General features: G+C 67.5%; 17 protein-coding genes. 10 read left to right on the top strand and 7 right to left on the bottom strand.

The annotated features are described in order from the left end of the window. Positions 1-143: 143 nt before the first annotated feature. Positions 144-776 carry a uracil phosphoribosyltransferase gene (upp, locus tag C0541_RS06625; RefSeq protein ID WP_024940024.1) on the bottom strand — a complete coding sequence of 211 codons (633 nt, stop codon included), beginning with the start codon at positions 774-776 and terminating at the stop codon, positions 144-146. A gap of 151 nt (positions 777-927) precedes the next feature. On the opposite strand from upp, the gene C0541_RS06620 reads away from it, so the two are divergent. The 4 genes from C0541_RS06620 (at position 928) to C0541_RS06605 (ending at position 6,942) form a co-directional block, all read left to right on the top strand. Next, positions 928-3,489, top strand: a complete 2,562-nt coding sequence (locus tag C0541_RS06620; protein WP_161959917.1) for a TonB-dependent receptor — start codon at positions 928-930, stop codon at positions 3,487-3,489. Between the two features lie 5 nt (positions 3,490-3,494). Then, the gene (locus C0541_RS06615; protein ID WP_115047344.1) at positions 3,495-4,622 is read left to right on the top strand and encodes a phytase; all 1,128 of its coding nucleotides are present in this window, start codon (positions 3,495-3,497) and stop codon (positions 4,620-4,622) included. A gap of 44 nt (positions 4,623-4,666) precedes the next feature. Next, positions 4,667-5,998 (top strand): metallophosphoesterase, encoded by a 1,332-nt coding sequence (locus tag C0541_RS06610; RefSeq protein ID WP_429001336.1) that lies wholly within the window; start codon positions 4,667-4,669, stop codon positions 5,996-5,998. Between the two features lie 236 nt (positions 5,999-6,234). After that, positions 6,235-6,942 carry a glycosyltransferase family 32 protein gene (locus C0541_RS06605; protein WP_115046840.1) on the top strand — a complete coding sequence of 236 codons (708 nt, stop codon included), beginning with the start codon at positions 6,235-6,237 and terminating at the stop codon, positions 6,940-6,942. A 271-nt stretch (positions 6,943-7,213) separates the two neighbouring features. Here C0541_RS06605 and C0541_RS06600 read toward each other — a convergent pair whose 3' ends face one another. Further along, positions 7,214-8,710 carry an aminotransferase class III-fold pyridoxal phosphate-dependent enzyme gene (locus tag C0541_RS06600; RefSeq protein ID WP_115046838.1) on the bottom strand — a complete coding sequence of 499 codons (1,497 nt, stop codon included), beginning with the start codon at positions 8,708-8,710 and terminating at the stop codon, positions 7,214-7,216. A 121-nt stretch (positions 8,711-8,831) separates the two neighbouring features. Between C0541_RS06600 and C0541_RS06595 the strand changes: the two genes are divergently transcribed. The 6 genes from C0541_RS06595 to secF all read left to right on the top strand — a co-directional run bounded on the left by C0541_RS06595 (position 8,832) and on the right by secF (position 15,451). Beyond that, positions 8,832-9,263: an Lrp/AsnC family transcriptional regulator gene (locus C0541_RS06595; RefSeq protein ID WP_104582110.1), complete on the top strand. Its 432-nt coding sequence runs from the start codon at positions 8,832-8,834 to the stop codon at positions 9,261-9,263. 304 nt (positions 9,264-9,567) lie between these two features. Next, the gene (gene queA / locus C0541_RS06590) at positions 9,568-10,638 is read left to right on the top strand and encodes a tRNA preQ1(34) S-adenosylmethionine ribosyltransferase-isomerase QueA (protein ID WP_115046836.1); all 1,071 of its coding nucleotides are present in this window, start codon (positions 9,568-9,570) and stop codon (positions 10,636-10,638) included. Positions 10,639-10,707: 69 nt separating this feature from the next. Next, positions 10,708-11,853, top strand: coding sequence for a tRNA guanosine(34) transglycosylase Tgt (tgt, locus tag C0541_RS06585; protein WP_115046834.1), 1,146 nt, complete (start codon positions 10,708-10,710; stop codon positions 11,851-11,853). 132 nt (positions 11,854-11,985) lie between these two features. Continuing rightward, the gene (gene yajC, locus C0541_RS06580) at positions 11,986-12,339 is read left to right on the top strand and encodes a preprotein translocase subunit YajC (RefSeq protein WP_016903294.1); all 354 of its coding nucleotides are present in this window, start codon (positions 11,986-11,988) and stop codon (positions 12,337-12,339) included. A gap of 187 nt (positions 12,340-12,526) precedes the next feature. Further along, positions 12,527-14,371 carry a protein translocase subunit SecD gene (secD, locus tag C0541_RS06575; protein WP_161959916.1) on the top strand — a complete coding sequence of 615 codons (1,845 nt, stop codon included), beginning with the start codon at positions 12,527-12,529 and terminating at the stop codon, positions 14,369-14,371. Positions 14,372-14,482: 111 nt separating this feature from the next. Beyond that, on the top strand, positions 14,483-15,451 hold the full coding sequence (secF, locus tag C0541_RS06570; RefSeq protein ID WP_115046830.1) for a protein translocase subunit SecF: 969 nt from the start codon (positions 14,483-14,485) through the stop codon (positions 15,449-15,451). A 209-nt stretch (positions 15,452-15,660) separates the two neighbouring features. Here secF and C0541_RS06565 read toward each other — a convergent pair whose 3' ends face one another. The 5 genes from C0541_RS06565 to ptsP form a co-directional block, all read right to left on the bottom strand. Then, positions 15,661-16,821, bottom strand: a complete 1,161-nt coding sequence (locus tag C0541_RS06565; protein WP_161959960.1) for an alpha/beta hydrolase family protein — start codon at positions 16,819-16,821, stop codon at positions 15,661-15,663. A 456-nt stretch (positions 16,822-17,277) separates the two neighbouring features. Beyond that, on the bottom strand, positions 17,278-18,555 hold the full coding sequence (locus tag C0541_RS06555; RefSeq protein WP_161959915.1) for a carbohydrate porin: 1,278 nt from the start codon (positions 18,553-18,555) through the stop codon (positions 17,278-17,280). 185 nt (positions 18,556-18,740) lie between these two features. After that, positions 18,741-20,501 carry a PTS fructose transporter subunit IIC gene (locus C0541_RS06550; protein WP_115046829.1) on the bottom strand — a complete coding sequence of 587 codons (1,761 nt, stop codon included), beginning with the start codon at positions 20,499-20,501 and terminating at the stop codon, positions 18,741-18,743. Positions 20,502-20,614: 113 nt separating this feature from the next. After that, a complete protein-coding gene (gene pfkB, locus C0541_RS06545; protein WP_115046827.1) occupies positions 20,615-21,571 on the bottom strand; it encodes a 1-phosphofructokinase in 957 nt (318 codons plus the stop codon). Then, positions 21,568-24,084, bottom strand: coding sequence for a phosphoenolpyruvate--protein phosphotransferase (gene ptsP / locus C0541_RS06540; RefSeq protein ID WP_115046825.1), 2,517 nt, complete (start codon positions 24,082-24,084; stop codon positions 21,568-21,570). The genes pfkB and ptsP overlap by 4 nt, the downstream gene beginning before the upstream one ends. Positions 24,085-24,183: the final 99 nt, after the last annotated feature.

The raw sequence follows: 24,183 nt of genomic DNA, 5'->3' as shown, positions 1-24,183 counted from the left end.
CCACCGACACACCGTACCCTCACCCCAACCCCTCTCCCGTGGGGAGAGGGGCTTCAATCCGCCGATTACCTCACCGGCGCTATGCCGGCGCGATCGGCAATCGTCCAGCGCGCATCAGTTCTTGAATTGGTCGCTGTAGCAACTCACTCCACCCGCGTGCCGAAGATCCGGTCGCCGGCATCGCCCAGGCCGGGCAGGATGTAGCCCTTGTCGTTGAGGTGGTCGTCGATCGCGGCGGTGTAGACCTCCACGTCCGGGTGCACGGCTTCCAAGGCTTTCAAGCCTTCCGGTGCGGCCACTAAAAAGATGCCCTTGATCCGCCGCGCGCCGGCGCGCTTGAGCATGTCGATGGTGGCGATCAGCGTGCCGCCGGTGGCCAGCATCGGGTCCAGGATCAGCGCGTCGCGCTCTTCCAGGCGGCCGGTGAGGCGTTCGAAGTAGGGCACCGGCTGCAGGGTTTCTTCGTCGCGCTGCAGGCCGACCACGCTCACGCGCGCGGCCGGGATCAGCGCCAGCACGCCGGGCAACATGCCCAGGCCTGCGCGCAGGATCGGCACCAGGGTGATTTTTGCGCCGGCAATCCGCTGCACGGTCACCGGGCCGGCCCAGCCGGGTTGCACGTGCGATTCGGTATCCAGATTGGCGGTGGCCTCGTAGGCCAGCAGCGTGCCCAGCTCGGTGACCAGTTCGCGGAAGCCCTTGGTGCTCAAGGCGGCATCGCGCAGCAGACCGATCTTGTGCTGGACGAGGGGGTGACGGACTTCGACGATTTTCATGGGCAGCGACAGGCGGGAGAGACCCACAGTGTGCCGCAGCCAGCGGCAGCGTCGCCACACATTGCGCGTGATCGCGCTTGCAGATGTCATGTCGGTGAAACGTCGTGGACATAGTGTGCCCACCCATTCTTAACCGATTGGGGAAGCACCCGTGTTGAACAAGACTCCGCTGTGCCTGGCGATCACGCTGACGTTGGCGGCGGCCACGTGGAGCCCGCTTGCGCAGGCGGCCGAGGGTGCGGCAGCGGCGACCGGTGCGTCCGGCGCGGCAGCCATCGACCTGGAGCGCCTGGAAGTGCGCCCGCAGGTGGAATCGCAGGTGCGCGCGGTCGATCTCAAGCGGGGTTCCGATGCGATCCAGGATGCGGTCGCCTCCGATGTGCTGGGCCGCTACCCCGACAAGAATGTTGCAGAATCCTTGCAGCGCCTGCCCGGCGTCAGCGTCACCCGCGACCAGGGCGAAGGCCGCTTCGTGGTGATCCGCGGCCTGGATTCGGCGCTCAACAGCGTCACCATCGATGGCATGACCATGGGCACGCCCGAAGACGGCACCCGCTCGGCGCCGCTGGACGTGATTCCCTCCGACTCCACCGAACGCCTGAAAGTGGTCAAGTCGCCGACCCCGGACATGCCGGGCGACTCCATCGGCGGTGCGATCCAGGTCGAGTCCACCTCTGCGTTCGATCGCGACGGACGCACGCTGCGTGGCTCGGTCGAAGGCAGCCACCAGTCGCTGTCGGGCAAGACCAGCCCCAAGGGCGCGTTCAACTACAGCGACATCTTCGACGGCACCTTCGGCGTGGCGGTCGGTATGAACTACCAGGACCGCGAATTCGAGTCCGACAACACCGAAGTGGCCTACGACAGCTTCGACGGCGGTGCGGCCGACGATCTGTTCGCCGGCGAGGTGCAGCGCCGCAAGTACTTCATCGAGCGCACCCGCATGGGCGCCAACCTCAACCTGGACTGGCGCCCGGACGCCGACAACCGCTACTACCTGCGCACGCTGTACAGCCGCTTCGACGATGCCGAAACACGCCAGCGCACCCTCTTCGGCCTGGCCGACGGGCAGGTCAGCGCCAATGGCGATGGCACCTACACCGTGGCCGACCTGCCGGCCGATTCCATTTCCAAGCGCGTGCGCTACCGCACCAAGAAGGAAGACACCATGGCCTTGAGCGTGGGCGGCGAAAACCGTCTGAGCGCAGCCACGGTGGACTACAAGCTGGGCTACACCAAGACCACCGAGCGCGTGGACGACGAGATGGAAGCGCGCTTCAACTATGCCGGCGACGATCTGTCGGCCACGGTCGATCAGAACAGCGGCATTCCGCGCCTGGGGTTCTCCGACAACGGCTGGCAGCGCAACGACGATTTCGTGTTCGACCGCTTCGTGCTGGCGCCCAAGCGGGTGGACGACAGCGAGCGCAGCGCGCAGGTCAACGTGCGCTTCGATGGCGAGCATTCCAGCCTGAAGATGGGCGTGCTCGGCCGCTGGCGCGAGCGCGATGTCAACGTGGACGAAAACGAGCTGCGTCGTGGCCCGGCGATCGATCCGGGCGACTGGACCACCGCCGCACCGGAACACCGTGGCGGCACGCTGGGCGAAAGCATCGGCTCGGACGGCATGCGCCGTTACTGGAACACCTCCGGCACGCTGTACAGCGCACGTCCGCAGGATGTGGGCGGCAACCTGCAGGTCTCGCTGCAGGACGACTACAGGGCCACCGAAGACGTGTTTGCGACATACGCGATGGGCACCTGGGACATCGGGGCGCTGCGCATGATCGCCGGCGTGCGGGTGGAGAACACCCAGTTCAATGCCACCGGCAACCAGGTCGAGGTGGCCGAGAACGGCCGCACCGCCACGGTGACACCGCGCGAGGCCTCCAGCAGCTATACCAACGTGCTGCCTGGCCTGCACCTGCGCTACGACACCGGCAACGACTGGGTGCTGCGGTTTGCCGCCAACAAGACCTTGTCGCGGCCTGCGTTCGGCGATGTGTCCCCGCGTGTGAGCATCAATCGCGGCGACAACGAGGTGAACGTCGGCAACCCGGATCTCGATCCGTACCGCTCCAGGAACCTGGATCTGTCGTTCGAAAAATACATCGGCAGCACCGGGCTGATCTCGCTGGGCGTGTTCGACAAGTCGATCGACGACTACATCGTGCAGACCATCAGCACCAACGATGCCCAGTTCCCGGGCCTGCAGGTCACACGTTCGATCAATGGCGACACCGCCAAGGTGCGCGGCGCCGAATTCAATTGGCAGCAGGCCCTGGACTTCCTGCCCGAGGGCTGGAATGGCCTGCTGGTCGGCGCCAGCGGCACCGTGCTGGACAGCGATTTCAATCCCGGCCTGGCCGGTCGCGCCGGCGACGACTTCACCTTGCCGCGCTCGTCCAAGCGTATCTACAGCGGCCACCTGGGCTATGAGAAGTACGGTTTCAGTACGCGCGTTGCGGCGGTGTATCGCAGCGAGTACCTGGACACCATCGGCCAAAGCCGCGCATACGACATCTACGTCGCCCCGCACACCCAGCTGGATGTCAGCATGAACTACCAAATCAACAGCCACGTCAGCCTGTATCTGGAAGCGCAGAACCTGCTGGACGAACCGCTGGAGCTGTACCAGGGCGTGCCCACGCGCACGTTGCAGAACGAGCAATACGGCCGCACCTATGCGCTCGGCCTGAAGGTGGCGCTGTGATGGCAATGCGCACGCGGCTCCACGCCACGTCACTTCACACCACCTTGCTCGCCACCACGCTGGCACTGACCGCCTGCGCCAGCATGCCGGCCGACCGCGAAGCCGACGAGGCGCTGTTGAAGGACCCCTTGCTCCGCGAGGCCAAGGTGGCGCACCAAGTGGTGCCGGAAGCCTTCATCACCGCGCTGACGCCGGCCGACAACCTGGACTCGCCGGCCAGCTGGAGTGCGCCCGATGGCCGCCGCTGGTTGATCGCCACCGCGAAGGCCACGCATGCGCTGGTGGTGTTCGATGGCGACAGCGGCAAGCGCCTGCGCGTGGTCGGCGGCAAGGGCAAGGCGCTGGGCAAGCTGGATCGCCCCAACGGCATTTCGGTGGTCGACGACCTGGTGTTCGTGGTCGAGCGCGACAACCGCCGCGTGCAGGTGTTCTCGCTGCCCGACTTCAAGCCGCTGACCAGCTTCGGCCAGGACGAATTGCGCGAGCCCTACGGCCTGTGGGTGCGCAAGCACGACGGCGGCTACGAGGTGGTGGTCAGCGACAACTACATGTCGCCGGCCAACAAGGATCAGCCGCCGCCGCTGGCCGAACTCGGTCAGCGTTTCCGTCGCTATCAGGTGAACAACGCAGGGCAGGGCTGGCAGGCGCGGCTGACGCAGAGCTTCGGCGATACCAGCGAGGCGGGCGCGGTGCGGATCGCCGAGTCGGTGTTCGGCGATGAAGCCCATGCGCGCCTGATGATTGCCGAAGAGGATGTCGCCGTGGGCACGCAGTTGCGCGAATACGGCATGGACGGGCGCTATCGCGGGCGCAATGTCGGCGGCGGCCTGTTCAAGGCGCAGGCCGAGGGCATGACGCTGTTCGCATGCAAGGACGGTAGCGGCTACTGGATCGCCACCGATCAGTTCAAGGACCGCAGCGTGTTCCAGGTGTTCGACCGCCAGAGCCTGGCGCATGTCGGTGCCTTCGCTGGCCGGGTGACCGCCAATACCGACGGCGTGTGGCTGGATCAACGCGGCGATGCGCGCTTTCCGGGCGGGGTGTTCTACGCCCTGCACGACGACCAGGCGGTGGCGGCCTTCGACTGGCGCGATATCGCGCGCACGCTGCGCCTGAAAGAGTGCGCGCCATGAGTGCTGCACGTACGGCGCTGTCTGCAGCGCTGTTGCTGGGGGCCATGGCGGGCACGCGATCGCTGGCCGCCGAGCGTGCCGCCGAACCGAATACGCAGGTGCCGGCGGGTTCTACCCACTATGTTGCCGATGGCTTCCCGGACCGCATCGTCGCCACGCCCGCGCAGGCGGCGGCGACCGGTTTCGCGGTGGCGTGGCGTACCGATGCCAGCGTCGATCGGCCATGGCTGGAACTGGTGGTTGCCGGCGACTCGCCCGACGTGGGTACGCCGCGCCGTATCCGTGCCAGCACCACCACGCTGGCCAGCGAAAACGGCAGTTCGCACCACCACCGCGCCGATATCGACGGGCTGACGCCGGACACGCTGTACGCCTACCGCGTGCAGGGCAACCGCACCTGGGGCGCGTGGAATCATTTCCGCACCGCCGCCAGCCCCGACACACCGCTGACGCTGCTGTACTTCGGGGACACCCAGAACAAGAACCTCAGCCTGGTCTCGCGGGTGATCCGCCAGGCCTGGCGCTCGGCACCGGACGCCAGGCTGGCGCTGTTCGCCGGCGATCTGGTCAGCGGCAAGGACGGCCAGGACGACAACGAATGGGCCGAATGGTTCGACGCCGGGCGCTGGTTGCTGGAAGGCACCGCAGTGGCGCCGGCGCCGGGCAATCACGAGTATCACGAACAGGGCGAGGACACCCCGCAGGCCACGCGCACGCTCGGCAACCACTGGCCGGTGACCTTCGCCCTGCCGCGCAACGGGCCGTCGGCCACGGCGCGCACCAGCTACTGGTTCGACTATCAGGGCGTGCGTATCGCCGTGCTCGATGGCACCTCCGTCCTGGATCTGGGCACCGGCCCGGCACAGGCGCAGTGGCTGGACAGCGTGCTGGCCGACAACCCGCACCCGTGGTCGATCGTGCTGATCCATCAGCCGTTCTTTTCCCCGCGCGCCGATCGCCAGAACCAGACACTGGTCGAGCAGGTGCTGCCGGTGATCCGCCGCCACAAGGTCGATCTGGTGCTGCAGGGCCACGACCACACCTATGGCCGGCGCGGCGATGCGGCAGGGCAGGCCACGCCGGTGTTCGTGGTCTCGGTGGCCGGGCCCAAGCAGTACCGGCTCTCGGACATGGCGCGCAAGACCATGCATCCGGTCGGCGAGGACACCCAGCTCTACCAGGTGCTTCGCATCGACAACCAGAAGTTGCGTTACGAGTCGCGCACCGCCACCGGACGTCTCTACGATGCATTCGAGCTGGAGCGCGGCAGCGATGGCGGCAAGCGGCTGGTGGAGCAGGAGGCTGGACGCATCGCACCGCGCGATTGCCCGCGCAGCGCAACCCTGAAGGGACGCGCCGATCGATGCTGGGAGTGAGGTGAGATGACGACAGCGTGGCGAGGCCAGCCGTGCCGGATGACGAGGCTGTGAGCGAACTTCGGTTCTGGATTGATTGTGCAAATCGGGGGCAGGCGTAATCATTTAAAATTGTGAATTACGTCACACTAATAATGCGACTACTGTTATGGCTGACCGGGGCTCCATCCGGGTAGCCGGCTTCGGTGCGGTGCTTCGGTGGAGGTCTGGTTCCCCCAGCCCCCGGAGAAGCGCCCATGATTCCCCACGTGTTCCATCTCACTGCGCCGACCAAGCACCTGCTCTGGGAAGAGCGCAAGATCCAGGCCCGTCTGCAGCGGCTGCTGCCGGGCTGGACCAGCCATGTCTGGGACGACGCCGACAACTCCGCGTTGATGCGTCGCGCCTTTCCGGAACTGGCCGACCGCTACGAAGCGATCCGCTTCGGTGTGATGAAGGCCGACATCGCCCGCTGCGCCTACATGCATACCTATGGCGGGTTCTATTTCGACACCGACTACAAGCTGCTGCGCACGCTTGGCGCGGACGTGCTGGCGCAGCAATGCGTGTTGCCGATCGAAGAAGGCGCGCCCGGCAACGAGCAGTTCAAGATCGGCAATGCGGTGCTCGGCTCGGAGGCAGGGCATCCGTTCTGGCGCGCCTTCATCGAGCACATCTTCACCATGCATGCGCCCGAGACGCTGGAGGACCATCGGCAGATTCCGATGATTTCCGGCCCGCGCGGCCTGACGCGTTTCTACAACGCACATGCCGGCGAGTTTGCCGGCATCGTATTTCCGGCGCGCGATGCGTTCCACCCGGATCGCACCTGGTTCGGGCTCGGCCACCGTGGCGGCGCGGTCGCGGTGGGTTCGCATCTGTGCTGGGCGTCCTGGCGCGGCAAGTCGCCACGCCGGGCGGTGACCAATTACCTGCGTCGCAAGCTGAGCGCCGTGCCGATCTGAGCGGGACGGGTGCGGCCGTCGGACCGCAGCGCGTGACGCCCGTGGGCGCGCGTTGGGCGCCGGGCGTCTCGCATGTCCGCCCGGCAACGCGTAGCCGCTACCTGCGTCGCCCTGGTGTCAGGCAGCCCGCAGAATCGCCGCGCTCACCGCGCGACAGGCGCGACAGGCGCGGCCGGTGCGCGCATCCGGCGCGCATCGCTCGGGCAGTGCCGTTCCCGCGGGCTGTCGGCTAGCGCCCGAGGGCTGCCCGCCCAGGGTTGCCGATGTGGTCTCAGGCCGCCTGGGCCTGGCTCTGGCGCGGGCCTTCCTTCAGCGCACGCCCGATCAATCCGACCAACAGGTCCAGCTCGTCTTCGTCCATCGCAAAGTGCGGAGTGAAGCGCAGCGAATTCTCGCCGCCATGGATCACGTTGACGCCGCGGTGGCGCAGCCATTCCTCGGTGGAGCCGGCGCCATAGCACTTGAACTGCGGCGCCAGCTCGCAGGAGAACAGCAGCCCGGTGCCCTGCACCTTGGTGATCAGGCCGCCCAGCGCAGACTGCAGTGCCTGCAGCTTGGCGATCGCCTGCGCGCCGCGGGTGCGGATGTTGTCGCGCACCTGCGGGGTGAACAACGCCAGCGTGGCGCAGGCGACATCCAGCGCACGCGGATTGGTGGTCATGGTGTTGCCGTAGGTGCCCTTGCGGTACACCTGCGCGGCGTGTTCGGTCACCGCCAGCACCGACAGCGGGTATTGCGCGGCATTGAGCGCCTTGGAATAGGTTTCCAGATCCGGCGGGTCGAGCTGCTCGAAACCGGGGTAGTCCACCACCGACAGCACGCCGTGCGCGCGCAGGCCGGCCTGGATCGAATCCACCAGCAGCAGGCTGCCGTGCAGGCGGGTCAGCTCGCGCGCGGCGGCGTAGAACTCGGCCGGCAGTGCGCGGCCCGGGTCGCCTTCGCCCATCACCGGCTCCAGGAACACCGCCTCGATGAACCAATGATTGCGCGCGGCCTCGTCGAAGGCATGCTGCAGCGCCGCCACGTCGTACGGCGCGATCGCGATCACCGAGTCTTCGTCGCGGTAGCTGGCCAGGTACTTGGTATAGGTCTTGCGGCTGGAATCGGAGTACAGGCCCGGCCGATCGGTGCGGCCATGGAAGCTGCCCTTGACCACCAGGCGCTTGATGCTGGCCCCGGCATGGCGCGCGCCCGGGTCGGTGTGCAGCTTGGCGTTGGTATCGACGATACGTGCAGCCAGGCCGACCGCTTCGGAGCCCGAGTTGAGACACATGAAGCGTGCAAACGGACAGCCGCCACGGGTATGGCCGATCTCGGCGCGTAGGGCGCGGTCGAGCCGGCGCTGCGCCAGGCTCGGCGTCATCACGTTGGCCATCACCTGCGGACGCGCCATCGCCTCCAGCACCGGCGCGGGGGTGTGGCCGAAGCCGAGCATGCCGTAGCCGCCGGCGTCGTACAGCACCGCGCCCTTGAGCGTGATCACCCAGGGGCCGCGCGCGGCCAGCGCCACGTACGGGGTCACCGCATCGTCGGCGTAGAAATTGATGAAGCCGTCCTGCACCGCGCCGATCTGGGCGTCTTCGTCCAGCTCCAGCAGGTCGGCGGCCTCCGCGCGCACCTGCGCGTACTCGGCGGCCGCCGCGTCGATGGCGTGTGCGAGATCCGGGTGCGTGGCGGCCAGACGCGCGATGCTGGCATCGTCCAGGCCATCGGTCAGGCGGCGGCCGGCGTGGGTACGCAGCGGGGCGAGCGGGGCGAGGACGGACATGGCGCATCTCCTGCAAGGTGGCGTTCCCTTCCTATTATCGGCAGAAGATCGGCGGTTGGCAGCGTGAATCCGGGCAGGAAGTCGGGTATTTTCGTCGAATCGCCGAACCATTTGGGCAAAAGTGAAAATCACTCCCTCCGACGAACGCCTGCTGTCGCTGTTGCGCGAGGACGCGCGCGCCTCCACCGCGCAGATTGCGCGCCGGCTCGGGCTGTCGCGCACCACCGTGCAGAGCCGGATCGACAAACTCGAGCGCGACGGGGTGATCAGCGGCTATACCGTGCGCACCCACGACGCCTACGAACAGGGCCGCATCCGCGCGCACATCCTGATCACCGTGCTGCCCAAGAAGATGCCTGCCGTGGTCAAGGCGCTGCGCGACATCCCGCAGGTGCGCCTGCTGCACTCGGTCAGCGGCGCCTACGACCTGATCGCCCTGGGCGTGGTCGGCGGCGTCAACGAGATGGACGTGCTCACCGACGCCATCGGCGCGATCGACGGCGTGGAGCGCACGACCACGTCGATCATTCTGTCAACGAAGTTCGAGCGGTGAGGGGCGGAAATCGGAAATCGGAAATCGTGAATTGGGAATCGTAAGAGCCATGATTCGGGAGCTAGCAAAGCCCCTCTCCCCCCGGGAGAGGGGTTGGGGTGAGGGTACGGGGCGAAGCCCATGTGTCATTTCAACTCCATGAGGCTTCGCTCGTACCCTCATCCGGCGCTGCGCGCCACCTTCTCCCGGCGGGAGAAGGATCTGCTACCTCCGCAGGTCTTGTTTGCTGGGAGGAAAAGCCCGCCAAACCTGCCTCAGCATGTCCCGCTAAACTAGCGCCCCCAAACCGCTGTACCGCCACGCCTTGAAGAAGTCCGATTTCCATTACGACCTACCCGACGAGCTGATCGCCCAGGCGCCGTTGGCCGAGCGCGCGGCCAGCCGCCTGCTGGTGGTGCCGCCGTCGCCGCAGGCGCTGGTCGACCGCCAGGTGCGGGATCTGCCCGAGTTGCTGCAGCCGGGCGATCTGCTGATCTTCAACGATACCCGGGTGATCCCGGCACGGCTGTTCGGGCAGAAGGCCAGCGGCGGGCGGGTGGAGATCCTGATCGAGCGCCTGCTGGGCGAGCGGCAGGCGCGGGTGCAGATCGGCGCCAGCAAATCGCCCAAGGCAGGCAGTTGGATCGCGCTGGATGCCGGCGGCCAGGCCGAGGTGCTGGGCCGCGACGGCGAGTTTTACCTGCTGCGCTTCGAGATCCCCACGCCGCTGGAGCACTGGCTGCTGGAAGCCGGGCGCCTGCCGCTGCCGCCGTACATCCGGCGCGAGCCGGGAGTGGAAGACCGCGAGCGCTACCAGACCGTGTTCGCGCGCGAAGTCGGCGCGGTGGCCGCGCCCACCGCCGGCCTGCATTTCGACGAGGCGTTGCTGGCACGGCTGCGCGAGCGCGGTGTGGAGTTCGGCCATGTCACCCTGCACGTGGGTGCCGGCACCTTCCAGCCGGTGCGGGTGGACAGCCTCGAGCAGCACGTGATGCACACCGAGTGGCTCAACGTCGGCGCCGCGCTGGTCGAGCAGGTGCGCCGCACGCGCGCCCGTGGCGGCCGCGTCATCGCTGTGGGCACCACCGTGGTGCGCTCGCTGGAAAGCGCCTGGCGCATCACCGAGGCCGCGCCCGAGGGCGAGTTGCTGCCGTTTGCCGGCGAAACCCAGATCTTCATCCTGCCCGGCTACCGCATCCGCAGCGTCGATGCGATGGTCACCAACTTCCATCTGCCCGAAAGCACCCTGATGATGATGGTCTCGGCCTTCGCTGGCCGCGAGCGCATCTTCGCCGCCTATCACCACGCCATCGAACAGCGTTATCGCTTCTTTTCCTACGGCGATGCGATGTTGCTGTGGAGCAGGGATTGGGGAGTCGGGAGTGGGGATTCGTAACGGCCCTCCGCTCACCGCCTTCCCGCTTTTGCCAATCCCGAATCCCCAATTTCCAATCCCGGCCTTTCAATGTCCCGACTCCAGTTCCAGCTCCAAGCCACCGACGGCCACGCCCGCCGTGGCCGCCTGACCTTTCCGCGCGGCACCGTCGAGACGCCGGCGTTCATGCCGGTGGGCACATACGGCTCGGTCAAGGGCATCCTGCCCGAGCAGATCCGCGCGCTGGGTGCGGAGATCATCCTGGGCAATACCTTCCATCTGTATCTGCGGCCGGGCCTGGAGGTGATCGGCGATCACGGCGGGCTGCACGGGTTCGCGCGCTGGGATGGGCCGATCCTCACCGATTCGGGTGGCTTCCAGGTGTTTTCGCTGGCGCATCGCCGCAAGATCACCGAGCAGGGCGTCACCTTCGCCTCGCCCACCGACGGCGCGCGAGTATTCCTGGGCCCGGAAGAGAGCATGCAGATCCAGAAGGTGCTCGATTCGGACATCGTGATGATCTTCGACGAATGCACGCCGTACCCGGCCACCGAGGAGGTGGCGCGGCGCTCGATGGAGCTGAGCCTGCGCTGGGCGCAGCGCTCGCGCGATGCGCACGACGGGCTGGGCAACGACGCGGCGCTGTTCGGCATCGTGCAGGGCGGGGTGCATCCGGACCTGCGCAGCCGCTCGCTGGACGGTCTGCAGGGCATCGGGTTCGACGGCTACGCGATCGGCGGGCTGGCGGTGGGCGAGCCGGAGCATGAGCGCAACGCGATGCTGGAACACCTGCATCCGCGCCTGCCGGCCGAGCGCCCGCGCTATCTGATGGGCGTGGGCCGCCCGGAGGATCTGGTTGAAGGCGTGGCGCGTGGCGTGGACATGTTCGACTGCGTGATGCCCACCCGCAATGCGCGCAACGGGCATTACTTCACCTCCTTCGGCACCGTGCGCATCCGCAACGCCAGGTACGAGCGCGACCTGGACACCATCGAGCCGGGCTGCGGCTGCCATGCCTGCAGCAGCGGCTACACGCGTTCGTATCTGCGCCACCTGGACCGCTGCAACGAGATGCTGGCGCCGATGCTGGGCACCCTGCACAACCTCTGGTACTACGAGAAATTGATGGCCGACCTGCGTGCGGCGATCGCGGCGGGAACCTTTGTGCAGTTCCGGCGGTCCTTCTATGCGGCACGCGGCGCCATCACGCCGCCGTTGCCGGGGGAAACCAGCTGAAACCGGCCGTCGGCGCCCTTGCGCGGACGGTTGGGAACCTGCATGGCATAATTCCTGGCTGTTCCGCTCCGGCGGTACCTGAATAGCGAGCGGGCCGGTTGGCGCGCTGGCACCAAAACTAGGACGCACTGAATGAATCTGCTCGATTTCCTGATCCCCGTCGCCCAGGCGCAGGCCACCGGCGGCGCGCCGGCGCCCGGCCCGATGGGCGGCCTGTCCACCTTCGCGTTGCCGATCATCCTGATCGCGGTCATGTACTTCCTGATGATCCGCCCGCAGATGAAGCGCCAGAAGGAGCACAAGTCGCTGCTGGACAAGCTGGCGCGCGGTGACGAAGTCATCACCTCCGGCGGCGTGGCGGGCGTGATCACCGACATCGGCGACAACTTCATCACCGTGGAAGTGGCCGATAACGTGCGCATCCGCGTGCAGAAGAGTGCCGTGGGCCACGTGCTGCCCAAGGGCACGCTGAAGTCTGCCAACTAAGCGGCAAGCCAAACCGCTGCGCCCACTGTCAGGTGGGCGCAGCGGTGCCTGGGACCGGCGCGCTCCGCTCCGGCCCGCGCGCGCCGCCGCATCCACCTGACGACCGCCGGCGACGTTGTATTGGCCGCTGGACGTCGTTTTCACTGCTAGGCGCGTCGCCGGGATGGTGTCGCGCGGGACTGTCGCAATGCTCGAATTTCCTCGCTGGAAGTATTTCCTGATCCTGCTGGTGCTGGCGGTCAGCGCGTTGTACGCGTTGCCCAACATCTACCAGAAGGACCCGTCCGTGCAGATCACCGCCAGCCGCGGTGCCCAGCTGGACGACGCCTTGCGCAGCCGCATCGACGCCGACCTCAAGGCCGCCGGCATCACGCCCAAGGCCGTCACCCGGGAGGGCGACAGCCTGATGGTGCGCCTGCCCAGCCTGCAGGCACAGACCCGCGCCAACGACGTGCTGCGCCAGCAACTGGGCGAGAACTACACGGTGGCGCTGAACCTGGCCTCGACCGTGCCGGACTGGCTGGCCAAGCTGGGCGGCCGCCCGATGGTGCTGGGCCTGGACCTGGTCGGCGGCGTGCACTTCGCCATGCAGGTGGACCAGAAGGCCGCGCTGGAAAAGCGCCTGGACGGCTTTGCCGAAGACATCCGCACCACGCTGCGCGACGGCCGTATCGCCTATCGCTCGGTCGAGCGTCGCGGCGACAACAGCATCCAGGTCAGCCTGAGCGAAGGCGCCAGCGCCGACGCCGCGCGCACCGCGCTGGCCAAGTCGCAGCCGACGCTGACCTACGACATCAGCGGCCAGAACATCTCGGTGAAGGTGCCCGAGGCCGAACTCAAGCAGATCGCCAGCGGCGCGATCGAGCAGAACCTCACCACCTTGCGCAACCGTGTCAACGCGCTGGGCGTGTCCGAACCGACCATCCAGCGCCAGGGCGAAGACCGCATCGTGGTCGAACTGCCCGGCCTGCAGGACACCGCCGAGGCCAAGCGCCTGATCGGTGCCACCGCCTCGCTGGAATTCCGCGCGGTGGTCGAAGGCAATGCCGAAGACGCCGTGCGCAGCGGCAGCATCCCGCCCGAAGCCAAGGTCTACCGCGTGCGCGATACCGGCGCACCGGTGCTGCTCAACAAGCGCGCGTTGGTGACCGGCGACCAGATGGTCAGCGCCAGCGTCAGTACCGACCAGAACGGCATGCCGGCGGTGGCGGTGACGCTCAACAACGTCGCCGGCCAGCGCATGCTCGACTACACCAGCGCCAACGTCGGCAAGCTGATGTCGGTGGTCTACATCGAGCGCATCCCCACCGTGACCATGGTCGACGGCAAGGAAGTGCGCAGCGTGCGGGTCAAGGAAGAAGCCTTGTCGCCGACCCGCATTGCCGGCGTGTTCGGCAAGAACTTCCAGACCACCGGGCTGGAAAAGACCGAGGCCGAAAACCTGGCCAAGCTGCTGAAATCCGGCTCGCTGGCCGCGCCGATGGATTTTGTCGAGGAATACGTGATCGGCCCGAGCCTGGGCGCGGAGAACGTGGAGCGCGGTGTTACCGCAGTGATCTACTCGTTCCTGTTCACGCTGGTGTTCTTCACCATCTACTACCGCGTGTTCGGCGCGATCACCTCGGTGGCGCTGCTGTTCAACCTGCTGATCGTGGTGGCGGTGATGTCCTTGTTCGGTGCCACCATGACGCTGCCGGGCTTTGCCGGCCTGGCGCTGTCGGTGGGCCTGTCGGTGGACGCCAACGTGCTGATCAACGAGCGTATCCGCGAGGAGCTGCGCCTGGGCGTGCCGGCCAAATCGGCGATTGCTGCCGGTTACGAAAAGGCCGGCGGCACCATCCTGGACGCCAACCTCACCGGCCTGATCGTGGCGGTGGCCCTGTACGCGTTCGGCACCGGCCCGTTGAAGGGCTTCGCGCTGACCATGATGATCGGTATCTTCGCCTCGATGTTCACCGCGATCACCGTGTCGCGTGCGCTGGCGGTGCTGATCTATGGCCGCCGCAAGAAGCTGAAGACCGTCGCCATCTGAGATGCGAGCCCGGCCTCGTCCCTGCAGCGCGCTGCAGGGGCGGGCGATGAATCCCTTCGCAAGCGTTGCGCGCCTTGAGGGTGCGCAACGTCTAAACGGAAGATCTTTTCCATGAAATTGTTCCCGCTCCATCTCATTCCCAACGACACCAAGATCGACTTCATGCGCCTGCGCAAGCCGGTGCTGCTCCTGATGCTGGTGATCGCGGTGGCCTCGGTCGGCGTCATCGTCGGCAAGGGCTTCAACTACGCGCTGGAATTCACCGGCGGCACGCTGGTGCAGACCTCGTTCCAGAAGACCGTGGACGTGGACCAGGTGCGCGAGCAGCTGGCCAAGGCCGGCTTCGAGAACGCCCAGGTGCAGAACGCACGCGGCGGCAACGAAGTGATGATCCGCCTGCAGGCGCGCGAGCAGCACAACAACCGCGACGATGCCGCCAGCAGCGTGGCCGAAGAAGTGCGCAAGGCCGTCAGCACCGCGCAGAACCCTGCCACCGTGCAGCCGGGCGAATTCGTCGGCCCGCAGGTCGGCAAGGACCTGGCCTTGAACGGCGTGTACGCCACGGTGTTCATGCTGGTGGGCTTTCTGATCTACATCGCCTTCCGCTTCGAGTGGAAGTTCGCGGTGGTCGCCAGCCTGACCGCCTTGTTCGACCTGCTGGTCACCGTGGCCTTCGTGTCGCTGACCGGCCGCGAGTTCGACCTGACCGTGCTGGCCGGCCTGTTGTCGGTGATGGGCTTTGCGATCAACGACATCATCGTGGTGTTCGACCGCGTGCGCGAGAATTTCCGCGCGTTGCGGGTGGAGCCGCTGGAAGTGCTGAACCGCTCGATCAACCAGACGCTCTCGCGCACGGTGATCACCGCGGTGATGTTCTTCCTGTCGGCACTGGCGCTGTACATCTACGGCGGCGAGTCGATGGAAGGCCTGGCCGAGACGCACATGATCGGTGCGGTGATCGTGGTGATCTCCTCGGTGATCGTGGCCGTGCCGATGCTGAGCATCGGGCCGTTTGCCGTCACCAAGCAGGATCTGCTGCCCAAGGCCAAGGACGTGGAGGCGCTGGCGCGCCGTCCTTAATTTGCTGACTGCTGTGCAACCACGAAAAAACCGCGCAGTGCGCGGTTTTTTCGTGTCGTCGCTTCAATCGCTGGCGTTCCAGGGCGTTTCCTCGATTTCCGAGCAAGCCCGACCCGAAGGACCGCGCTTGCGCGTGCCCGGTACTGGATCATCGCTCGTGCGTGGACGCGCATTCCTTCCTCCAACCGCAGGTTGCACGCGCGGTATGTTCAACGCTGCTTGTCCAACAGCTGGGTGCGCACTGCAGCCATGCAGGGCGCCTTGCTGGCACCGTGTGGAAAAAATGCGCCAGATGTCACGGCAACGAGTTTCACCTGATTGCTGCCATTGCGCTTGAAGTCGGCCAGCGACTCTTGCGCAACGCTGAATGGCACCACATTGTCGTCCTGCACCCCGCACAGCAAGGTGGGCGTGCGCGGGGTCCAATTGACCAGATCGTTGCGCATGAGGTCTTTGATGAATGCGTTTTTGGCGTTGCTGACGACATCGCGCGCGAACTCCGGCTGAAACACGTCCTTGACGTCGGTCAGTTGTTCGAGCCCAAGCGTGATCGCATCGAATTTCCCGGGGAACAGACTCTCGACCTTGTTCGCCAATGGCTGCTGAAACACCTGCATGGGTGTCGTGTAGAGATTGGAGTAGGTGTGCTGCATGCCGATCAAGGTAAAGGTGTTGAGTACGAGCGTGAGCGTATTGAGTCCCTCGGCCTTGGGGCCGCCCCAGTTTTTCAGCACGGTCTTGGAGAGGGAATAGGGCCCGGAGATAGGACCACTTGCGACCAGGTTGAATTCGCTGGACAGGTGCAGCTCGATCTCGCGTTGGGCAGCCATCACGGCGTGGGCACCACTGGAAAAACCGGAGAGCATGACCTTGCCCGAAAGCGGCGCATGCTGCTGTGCAAGCAGGACACGCGCGGCGCGTAGCGCGTCCACGATGGCGCTGGCTTCAGGGGCAGCTTGAAGATGGGGCGCGAAGGGATAGGCCGACTTGCCAATACCCAGATAGTCGGTGCCCACGACCGCATAGCCTTGTGCCGCAAATTGGCTGATCACCTCGTGGTTGCCGCGCGATGCGCGGAACCCTTGTGCCTGTGAGCTGGCCCTCTGCAACTGCGCGCCCTGTCCCCATCCCAGCAACGGATACGACGTCGGACAGTTGATGCCGGAGGGGATCAGGACGGCGGCGGAGGCGGTGGTGGGCTCGTCATGGACGCCGACGGTGGCGTAGACGATTTCCGCCACGCTGACGTTGCAGCGTGGCGGCGGAGCATCGCGCTGTTTGCCCAGTTGCTTGGCGATCTGAGTGCTGGTGAAGGTGGTCAGTACGCGACTGCTGATCACGTCACCGCGCTGGGTTGCCGCGGTTGCCATACAGGGCAGGGCCAGGAGGGGCAGTAGCGCCAGACGGTTTGGGTTGGAGCCGGAAGCGCGCACTTTCATGTTGCGAATTGCCTCTAAAGTGCACACGACATTCCGGTGTTATCCATGAAGTCGCAGCTGTAGATGATGGTGAAGATGTTTGGGATTTGTCGTGGTGGAGCGTTCGGCGGATGCGCCATCGTCTCGTGTGTAGGCGAGCCATGAGCGTTTGCCCGGATCGCAGCGGTAATGGACATGCGAAAATGCATGCAGATCGCGATCTGTACGTCAGTCTCCGTCAGGTTGGCGCGCTGTGCTTTGATACGGTTCGTCTATGTCGCTGACGCTTCGCGCTAGCGTCAGCGTTGCAGGAGCACACTTGCGCGCGACCGCATAGCATCGATAACGCTTCATCGCGCAGGCACGCCCCTACGGGGTTACGCAACGCGGACACACCCGCCAACCCACTCACAGATTCCAGTCGATCCGCATGCCCGCAATCAGCGCGTTCTTCAGATCGTTGGTGCGCGTCGGCTCGTTGAACTGGTCGGGGTTGATCACGTAGTGCAGGTTCGGTGCGATGCGCAGGCGCTTGGTGACCTGGATGCCGTAGCTGAGCTCCATCATGATCTGGTTGTCGGCCGGGGTGCCGGTGCCGCCGGCGGAGGCGCGCGCCAGGCGCAGGTTTTCCAGGGCCTCGTCGCTGTACTTCTGCTGGGTGATCACGAAGGCGATGTTGTCCTGCGGGCGGCTGGCGAAGGTGCCTTTCTGCACCAGGCCCAGTTGCACGAAATGGTCCTCGATCGCCTGGCCGCCGGTGCTCTTGAGGATGGCGCCGAACACGGTCAGGCCGCGGGTGCCGGACGGATCCGGATTGGTGACCTGTTGTTCGAAGCGGCCGAACAGGCCCGAGCGCCCCTGCTTGTTTTCGTAGCCCAGGCCGCTGAGCACGGCCGGGTTGCCGTTGCGGTCGCGCAGCGGGTCGGTGTAGTCGGAGTTGTCCTGCCAGCCGCCGAGTTCGTACATCGCGGCCATGCTGCCGTCGCCGCCCTTGTTCTTGTAGCCGACCGCGTACGGCACCACCACGCCGGTGGTGTCGTCGGTGCTCCACTTCAGGCCGTGCTGGCCGTCCTGGGCCTGCACCGGGTTCACCTCATACGCGCCCACATGCACATAGACCTTGGGCGTGACCCAGGCGGTGGCGTGCGCGGCCCAGCTGGAGACCGGCCAGTAGGTGAAGTTGCTGGTGCGGAACACGAAGGTGGGGTTGCCGCAGGCCGAGTTGCCCTGGAAGTACTGGCACAGGTCCGAGCCGAGGAAGTGGATGTTGGCCACGCTGCGGCCGGCTTCCAGTTCCAGGCGGTCGTTGAAGAGCTTCTGCAGCAGGGTGAAGTTGGCCAGGCGCGTGCCCTGGCCGCCGTAGATTTCCTGCACCGAAGTGCTGTTGCCGATGCTGCTGTTGGACAGGTTGGTGCCATGGCGGTTGGTGACGTGCAGCTTGACGGTGGCGCCGCCCCAGCCGAACAGGCGGTCCATGTCGACGTCGGTGCCGACCATCAGCTGGCCGGCGTAGGCGTCGCCGCTCTTGCGACCACCGTCGATCATCGAGGCGGCTTCGCCGGTGTAACCCAGCTTGAGCTTGAAGGCGTCGGCGGCATCCTGCGCGTGGGCGAGCGGGGTCAGCGCCAGTGCCAGCGACAGGCACAGCAGGCGGGGACGGGCATGGCGGGGGGCGAGGGCGGTCATGGCAGGACTCCGAACAAAGAGGGCGTGGCCGAGGTGGCGAACGCGACAGCTAGGGGATGGGCAAGCCGCCGGCCGCGCACGAAGGTGCGCAGCGCAGCGGTGAAACCGGTCAGGGGCGGGCGGGGCGGCGATCAGGCGTGTCGAATGCGCGAGGCGGCAATCGGCAGTGACGCGGCGGCCGACCGTCAGGCGACCACGTCGGCCACCGGCTTCTTGAGCAGGCGCAGCGCCACCGCTGTGACCACCACGCCGACCACCAGGGCCAGCACGTAATTGAGCAGGTGTGTCACCGCGTTGGGGATCAGCAGCACGAAGATGCCGCCGTGCGGCGCCTTCAACTCGGCACCGGCGGTCATCGAGATCGCGCCGGCCACGGCCGAGCCGATCACCAGCGCCGGGATGGTGCGCAGCGGGTCGCGCGCGGCGTAGGGAATGGCACCTTCGGTGACAAAGGCCAGGCCGAGCACGCCGGCGGCGGTGGCCGATCCGCGTTCTTCCACGGTGAAGCGGTTGCGGAACACCCAGGTGGCCAGCGCGATGCCCAGCGGCGGGGTCATGCCGGCCACCATGGCAGCGGCCATCGGGGTATAGACCTGGCTGGCGATCAGGCCAGTCGAAAAAGCGTAGGCGGCCTTGTTGACCGGCCCGCCCATGTCGAAGGCCATCATGCCGCCGAGCAGCAGGCCCAGCAGCAGCGCGCTGCTGCCCTGCATGCCGCGCAGCCAGGCGGTGAGCCAGGCCAGCAGGTCGGCGACCGGCTGGCCGAACACGTACATCATCGCCAGCCCGACCAGCAGCGTGCCCAGCACCGGCAGGATCAGTACCGGCTTGAGCCCTTCCAGGTTGCGCGGCAGGCGGATGTAGCGGTTGAGCGCGGCCACGCCGTAGCCGGCGATGAAGCCCGCGATGATGCCGCCGAGGAAGCCGGCATTGAGGTTGGCCGCGACCAGCCCGCCGATCATGCCCGGCGCGATGCCGGGGCGGTCGGCGATGGAGTAGGCGATATAGCCGGCCAGCGCGGGCACCATCAGGGTGAAGCCGGCCTTGGCGCCGATCTGGAACAGCGACCAGGCCAGCGTGCCCTGGTGCGCATCGTCGCCGGCATAGATGCCACCGAGCGCGAATGCCAGCGCGATCAGCAGGCCGCCGGCGGTGACGAAGGGCAGCATGAACGACACGCCGGTCATCAGGTGCTTGTAGGCGCCGGTGCGGCCGTTGCCCTTGCTTGCGGTCGTGCTGGCGGCGGTGCCGGTGGCCGGTGCCGCGCCGCCGTGCACGCCGGCTTCGGCCAGCGCCTTGTTGATCAGGGCCGGGCCGTCGTTGATGGCCGGCTTGGTGCCGCTCTTGAGCACGCGCTTGCCGGCGAAACGGGCCAGGTCCACTTCGCGATCGGCGGCGATGATGACCACATCGGCCGCGCGGATTTCCTCGTCGGTCAGTGCGTCCTGAGCGCCGACCGAGCCCTGGGTTTCCACGCGGATCTGGTGACCGAGTTTCTTCGCGGCCTGCTGCAGGCCTTCGGCGGCCATGAAGGTGTGCGCGATGCCGGTGGGGCAGGAGGTGATCGCGACGATGTGCTTGCTGCCAGTGCTGGCGCTGCCTGCGGCAGCCGATGGGCTTGCAGTAGCCGACGCGTTTGCGGCGGCCGGCGCGGCCAGCTGGTTCACCGCAGCGGCCGGGTCGTCCAGCACCGCGCCCAGGCTCAGGCGTAGCAGCTGCGCATCGCCGAAACGGGCGGTGTCTGCATCGGCATCGCCGATCACCAGCACCTGGGTGGCGCCGCTGGCCAGGTCGTCCGGCAGTGCGCCGAGCACGCCCTGGTCGCTGCGGATTTCGATCGTCACGCTGCGCCCGGCGGCGGTGGCCGCGCGGCGCAGCGCTTCGGCCGCCAGGACGGCTTCGGTGCTGCGGTCGCCAGCGGCGATGACCACGATGGAAGAGGACATGCAAATCTCCTGCGTTGTTCGGTCGCCGGCGAGCGCCGGCGGGATACGTGGTGTCTTGCGCAAGACCCGTGCACGCTGCGGTGGTGCTCCCACCGGGCGCGCCGCCGGCCTTGCTAGGAGCGCTGGTCGATGACGACCTCGCCGGCGAGCTTGCGTACCTGCTGCGGGTTCAGCCGGCGCGCATCGCCGCTTTCCAGCCGGCTGACCGAGAACGCCGTCGCCAGCCGCGCGCACTGTTCCAGGTCGGTGGAGTCGTCGAGCAACGCGGCGGCCAGGCCGGCCACCATCGCGTCGCCGGCGCCCACGCTGCTGCCCTGCGCCAGCCGCGGCGGACGCGCGATCAGGCGCTGGTCGCGCTGCACGAACAGGGCGCCCTCGGTGCCCATCGAAATGACCACCAGCTGGATGCCGCGGGCGATCAGTTCGTGCGCGGCGGCGCTGAGCGCGGCGCGGTCGGCCAACGGGCGGCCGGTCCAGGCTTCCAGTTCGTGCCGGTTCGGCTTGACCGCGTACGGCAGCGCCTGGCGTGTGGCGCCGAGTGCGGCCACCAGCGGCGCGCCACTGGTGTCCAGCAGTACGCGTGCGCCGGCGGCGCCGGCCTGGGCCTGCAACTGCGCCCAGCTGTCGTCCGGCAGGCCGGCCGGCAGGCTGCCCGACAGCACCACCGGCAGGCCGGGCCGCAGCAGCGGGGCGAGGTGGTCGGCCACGCCCTGCAGGTGCGGCTGGCCCAGGCGCAGGCCGGGCAGGTTGATGTCGGTGGTGTCGTTGCTGCGCGCTTCGACCAGCTTGAGGTTGGTGCGGGTTTCGCCGGCCACGCGCTGGCAGTGATCGGTGATGCCGCGCTCGCGGAACAGCGCCTCGAACACGCCGGCATTGCCGACCCCGAGCACGCCCAGCGCGGCGACCTGGCTGCCCCAGTCGGCCAGGCAGGCGGCCACGTTGATGCCCTTGCCGCCGGCATCGTTGCGCACGCTGCTGGCGCGATGCACCGCGCCCGGCTGCAGGCTGTCGAGCTGGATGGTCTGGTCGATCGCCGGGTTCAGCGTCACCGTGATGGCGTGCAGGCTCATGCCTGGCCCTCGCGCGTTGCTTCGAGCGCGCGCACCTGCTCTGCGGTTTCGCAGTTCAATGCCTGCTCGGCCAACTGCTGCAGCGCGCTCAGCGCGGTACCGCGCAGGCGCGCCTTGACCGCCGGGATGTCGTTGGGCGTCATCGACAGTTCCTGCACGCCCAGGCCGGCCAGCAGGCTGGCGCCGAACGGATCGCCGGCCAGGCCGCCGCACACCCCGACCCAGCGCTCGTGTTTGCGCGCACCCTCGATGGTGCTGCGGATCATGCGCAGCACCGCCGGGTGCAGGCTGTCGGCCTCGGCGGCCAGCTCCGGGTTCTGGCGGTCGATCGCCAGCACGTACTGGGTCAAATCGTTGGTGCCGATCGAGAAGAAGTCCGCATGGCGCGCCAGCACGTCGGCCTGCGCGGCGGCGGCGGGCACCTCGATCATGATGCCGATCGGCACTTCGGGCGCGTCGAGTTCGGCGCGGAGGCGCGCACAGATCGCGCGCAGGCTGATCAGCTCCGGCACCGAGGTGATCATCGGGAACATGATCGACAGCCGCGCCCCGTCCCTGGCGGCGCGGTACAGCGCACGCAACTGCGGTTCCAGCAGGTCCGGGCGACGCAGCAGCAGGCGCGCGCCGCGCACGCCCAGGAACGGGTTTTCCTCGTGCGGCAGCTCCAGATGCGCCACCTGCTTGTCGCCGCCGATGTCCAGCGCACGCACGATCAGCGGGCGGCCCTCCAGCGCCTGCGCCATCGCCAGGTAGGTCTGGTACTGCTCGTCTTCGCTGGGGGTGGTGCCGCTTTCCAGGAACAGGAATTCGGTGCGCATCAGGCCGACGCCTTCGGCGCCCTGGGTCAACGCCATCGCCACTTGATCGGGCAGGTTGACGTTGGCGCCGATGTCGATGTGGTGGCCGTCGGTGGTTTCGGCCGGCAAGGCGCGCTGGGCGGCCTCGCGCTCGCGGATCGCCAGCTGCTCGGCGATATGCGTGCGCGCCGCATCCAGGTCCAGCGCGGACGGGTTGATGTACAGCCGCCCGCTGCTGCCATCGATGATGGCGGTGACGCCGTCTTCGATCTCCAGCAACTGGCCGCCGGCCGCGACCAGCGCCGGCAGGCCGAGCGTGCGCGACAGGATCGCGGTGTGCGAGGTCGGCCCGCCTTGTGCAGTGGCCAGGCCGAGCACGCGCGTGGTGTCCAGGTTGGCGGTGTCCGACGGCGACAGATCGCCGGCCAGCAGGATGCAGGGCTGCTCCGGCAGGTCGGTCAGGCCGGCGCCGGCGGCGGCCGGGTCGAGCTGGGCCAGCACGCGGCGGCCGACATCGCGCAGGTCGGCCGCACGGCCGGCCAGCACCGGGTTGCCGAGTGCGGCCAGGCCCGAGGCGATCTGTTCCACCGCCTGATGCCACGACCACGCCACGCCGTGGCCTTCGACCATCAGCTGGCAGGTGCGGGTGATCAGGTCGGTGTCGTTGAGCAGCTCGGCCTGGGCCTTGAAGATCGCCGCGTCCGAGGCACCGAGCCGGCGTTGGGTGTCGTCCTGGATCGCCGCCAGCTGCTGGCGGGTGCGGGTCAGCGCGTCGTGCAGCAGCGCGCCGCCATCGCCCAGGCCGACCGGTTGATCGGCCACTTCGGTTTGCGCCGCACGCAGCCGGTGCACGATGCCGATCGCCACGCCCGGGCTGGCGCCGATGCCGACGATGGCCGGCTGTGCCTGCGGCGGCGTCCAGCCGACCACCGGCGCGGCGCGGCGTTGCGCGGCGCGTTCGGCATCGGCCTTTTCCTGCGCGGTCAGGCTGTCCATCACCGCGCGCAGGCGCTTGAGCAGCGCGGCGGCATCGTTGCCTTCGGCCGAGACGGTGATGCTGTCGCCGGCACGCAGGCCCAGCTGCAGCAGGCCGACCAGGCTCTTGGCATCGGCGGCCTGGTCGCCGGCGCGCACCTGCGCGCGCGCCGAAAAACCGCGCGCGGTCTCGGCCCAGCGGGTGGCCGGGCGGGCGTGCAGGCCGCTGGGGTAGGCGATGGTCCACGCGAAGGATTCGGCCAGGTCGTTGGCCGGTGCGGCGCTGGTGTCGGGCGCACGGTCGCCGGTGAGGGCGGCCACGATCACGCCGGGGTCGTCGGTGGTGAACAGCGCTTCCAGCTGGGCCGGGTCCTGGATCAGGCGGGTCAGCCGGCGCAGCAAGGTGATGTGGGTGTCGGACTGGGCGGCGATGCCGACCACCAGCCGGGTGGTCTGGCCCGGGTTCCACTCCACGCCCTCGGGCAACTGCAGCACCGCGATGCCGTCGCGGCGCACCAGGTGGCGGTCTTCGCCAACGCCGTGCGGGATCGCCAGGCCATGGCCCAGGAAGGTGTTGGCCAGGCCTTCGCGGCGCCGCATGCTGGCGTCGTAGCCCGGCGCCACGCAGCCGGCGGCGACCAGCAACTGGGCGGCCTGCGCGATGGCATCGTCCTTGTCGCGGGCATGCGCACGCAGACGCACGAGTTCGGGAGTGACGGGGGCTGGCGACGGAGAGGACAAGACGGACTCCGGGGTGGGAACGGGCTGGGCAGTATAGTGGGAACGTTCCCACGTTCCAGGTCAATGTGCGCTGCACAAAAACGCAGTAGTGCTTTCGGG

This window comes from Xanthomonas arboricola (genome assembly GCF_003353015.1).
Taxonomy (GTDB): Bacteria; Pseudomonadota; Gammaproteobacteria; order Xanthomonadales; family Xanthomonadaceae; genus Xanthomonas; species Xanthomonas arboricola_E.
This window is presented reverse-complemented; position numbering and strand designations above follow the sequence as displayed.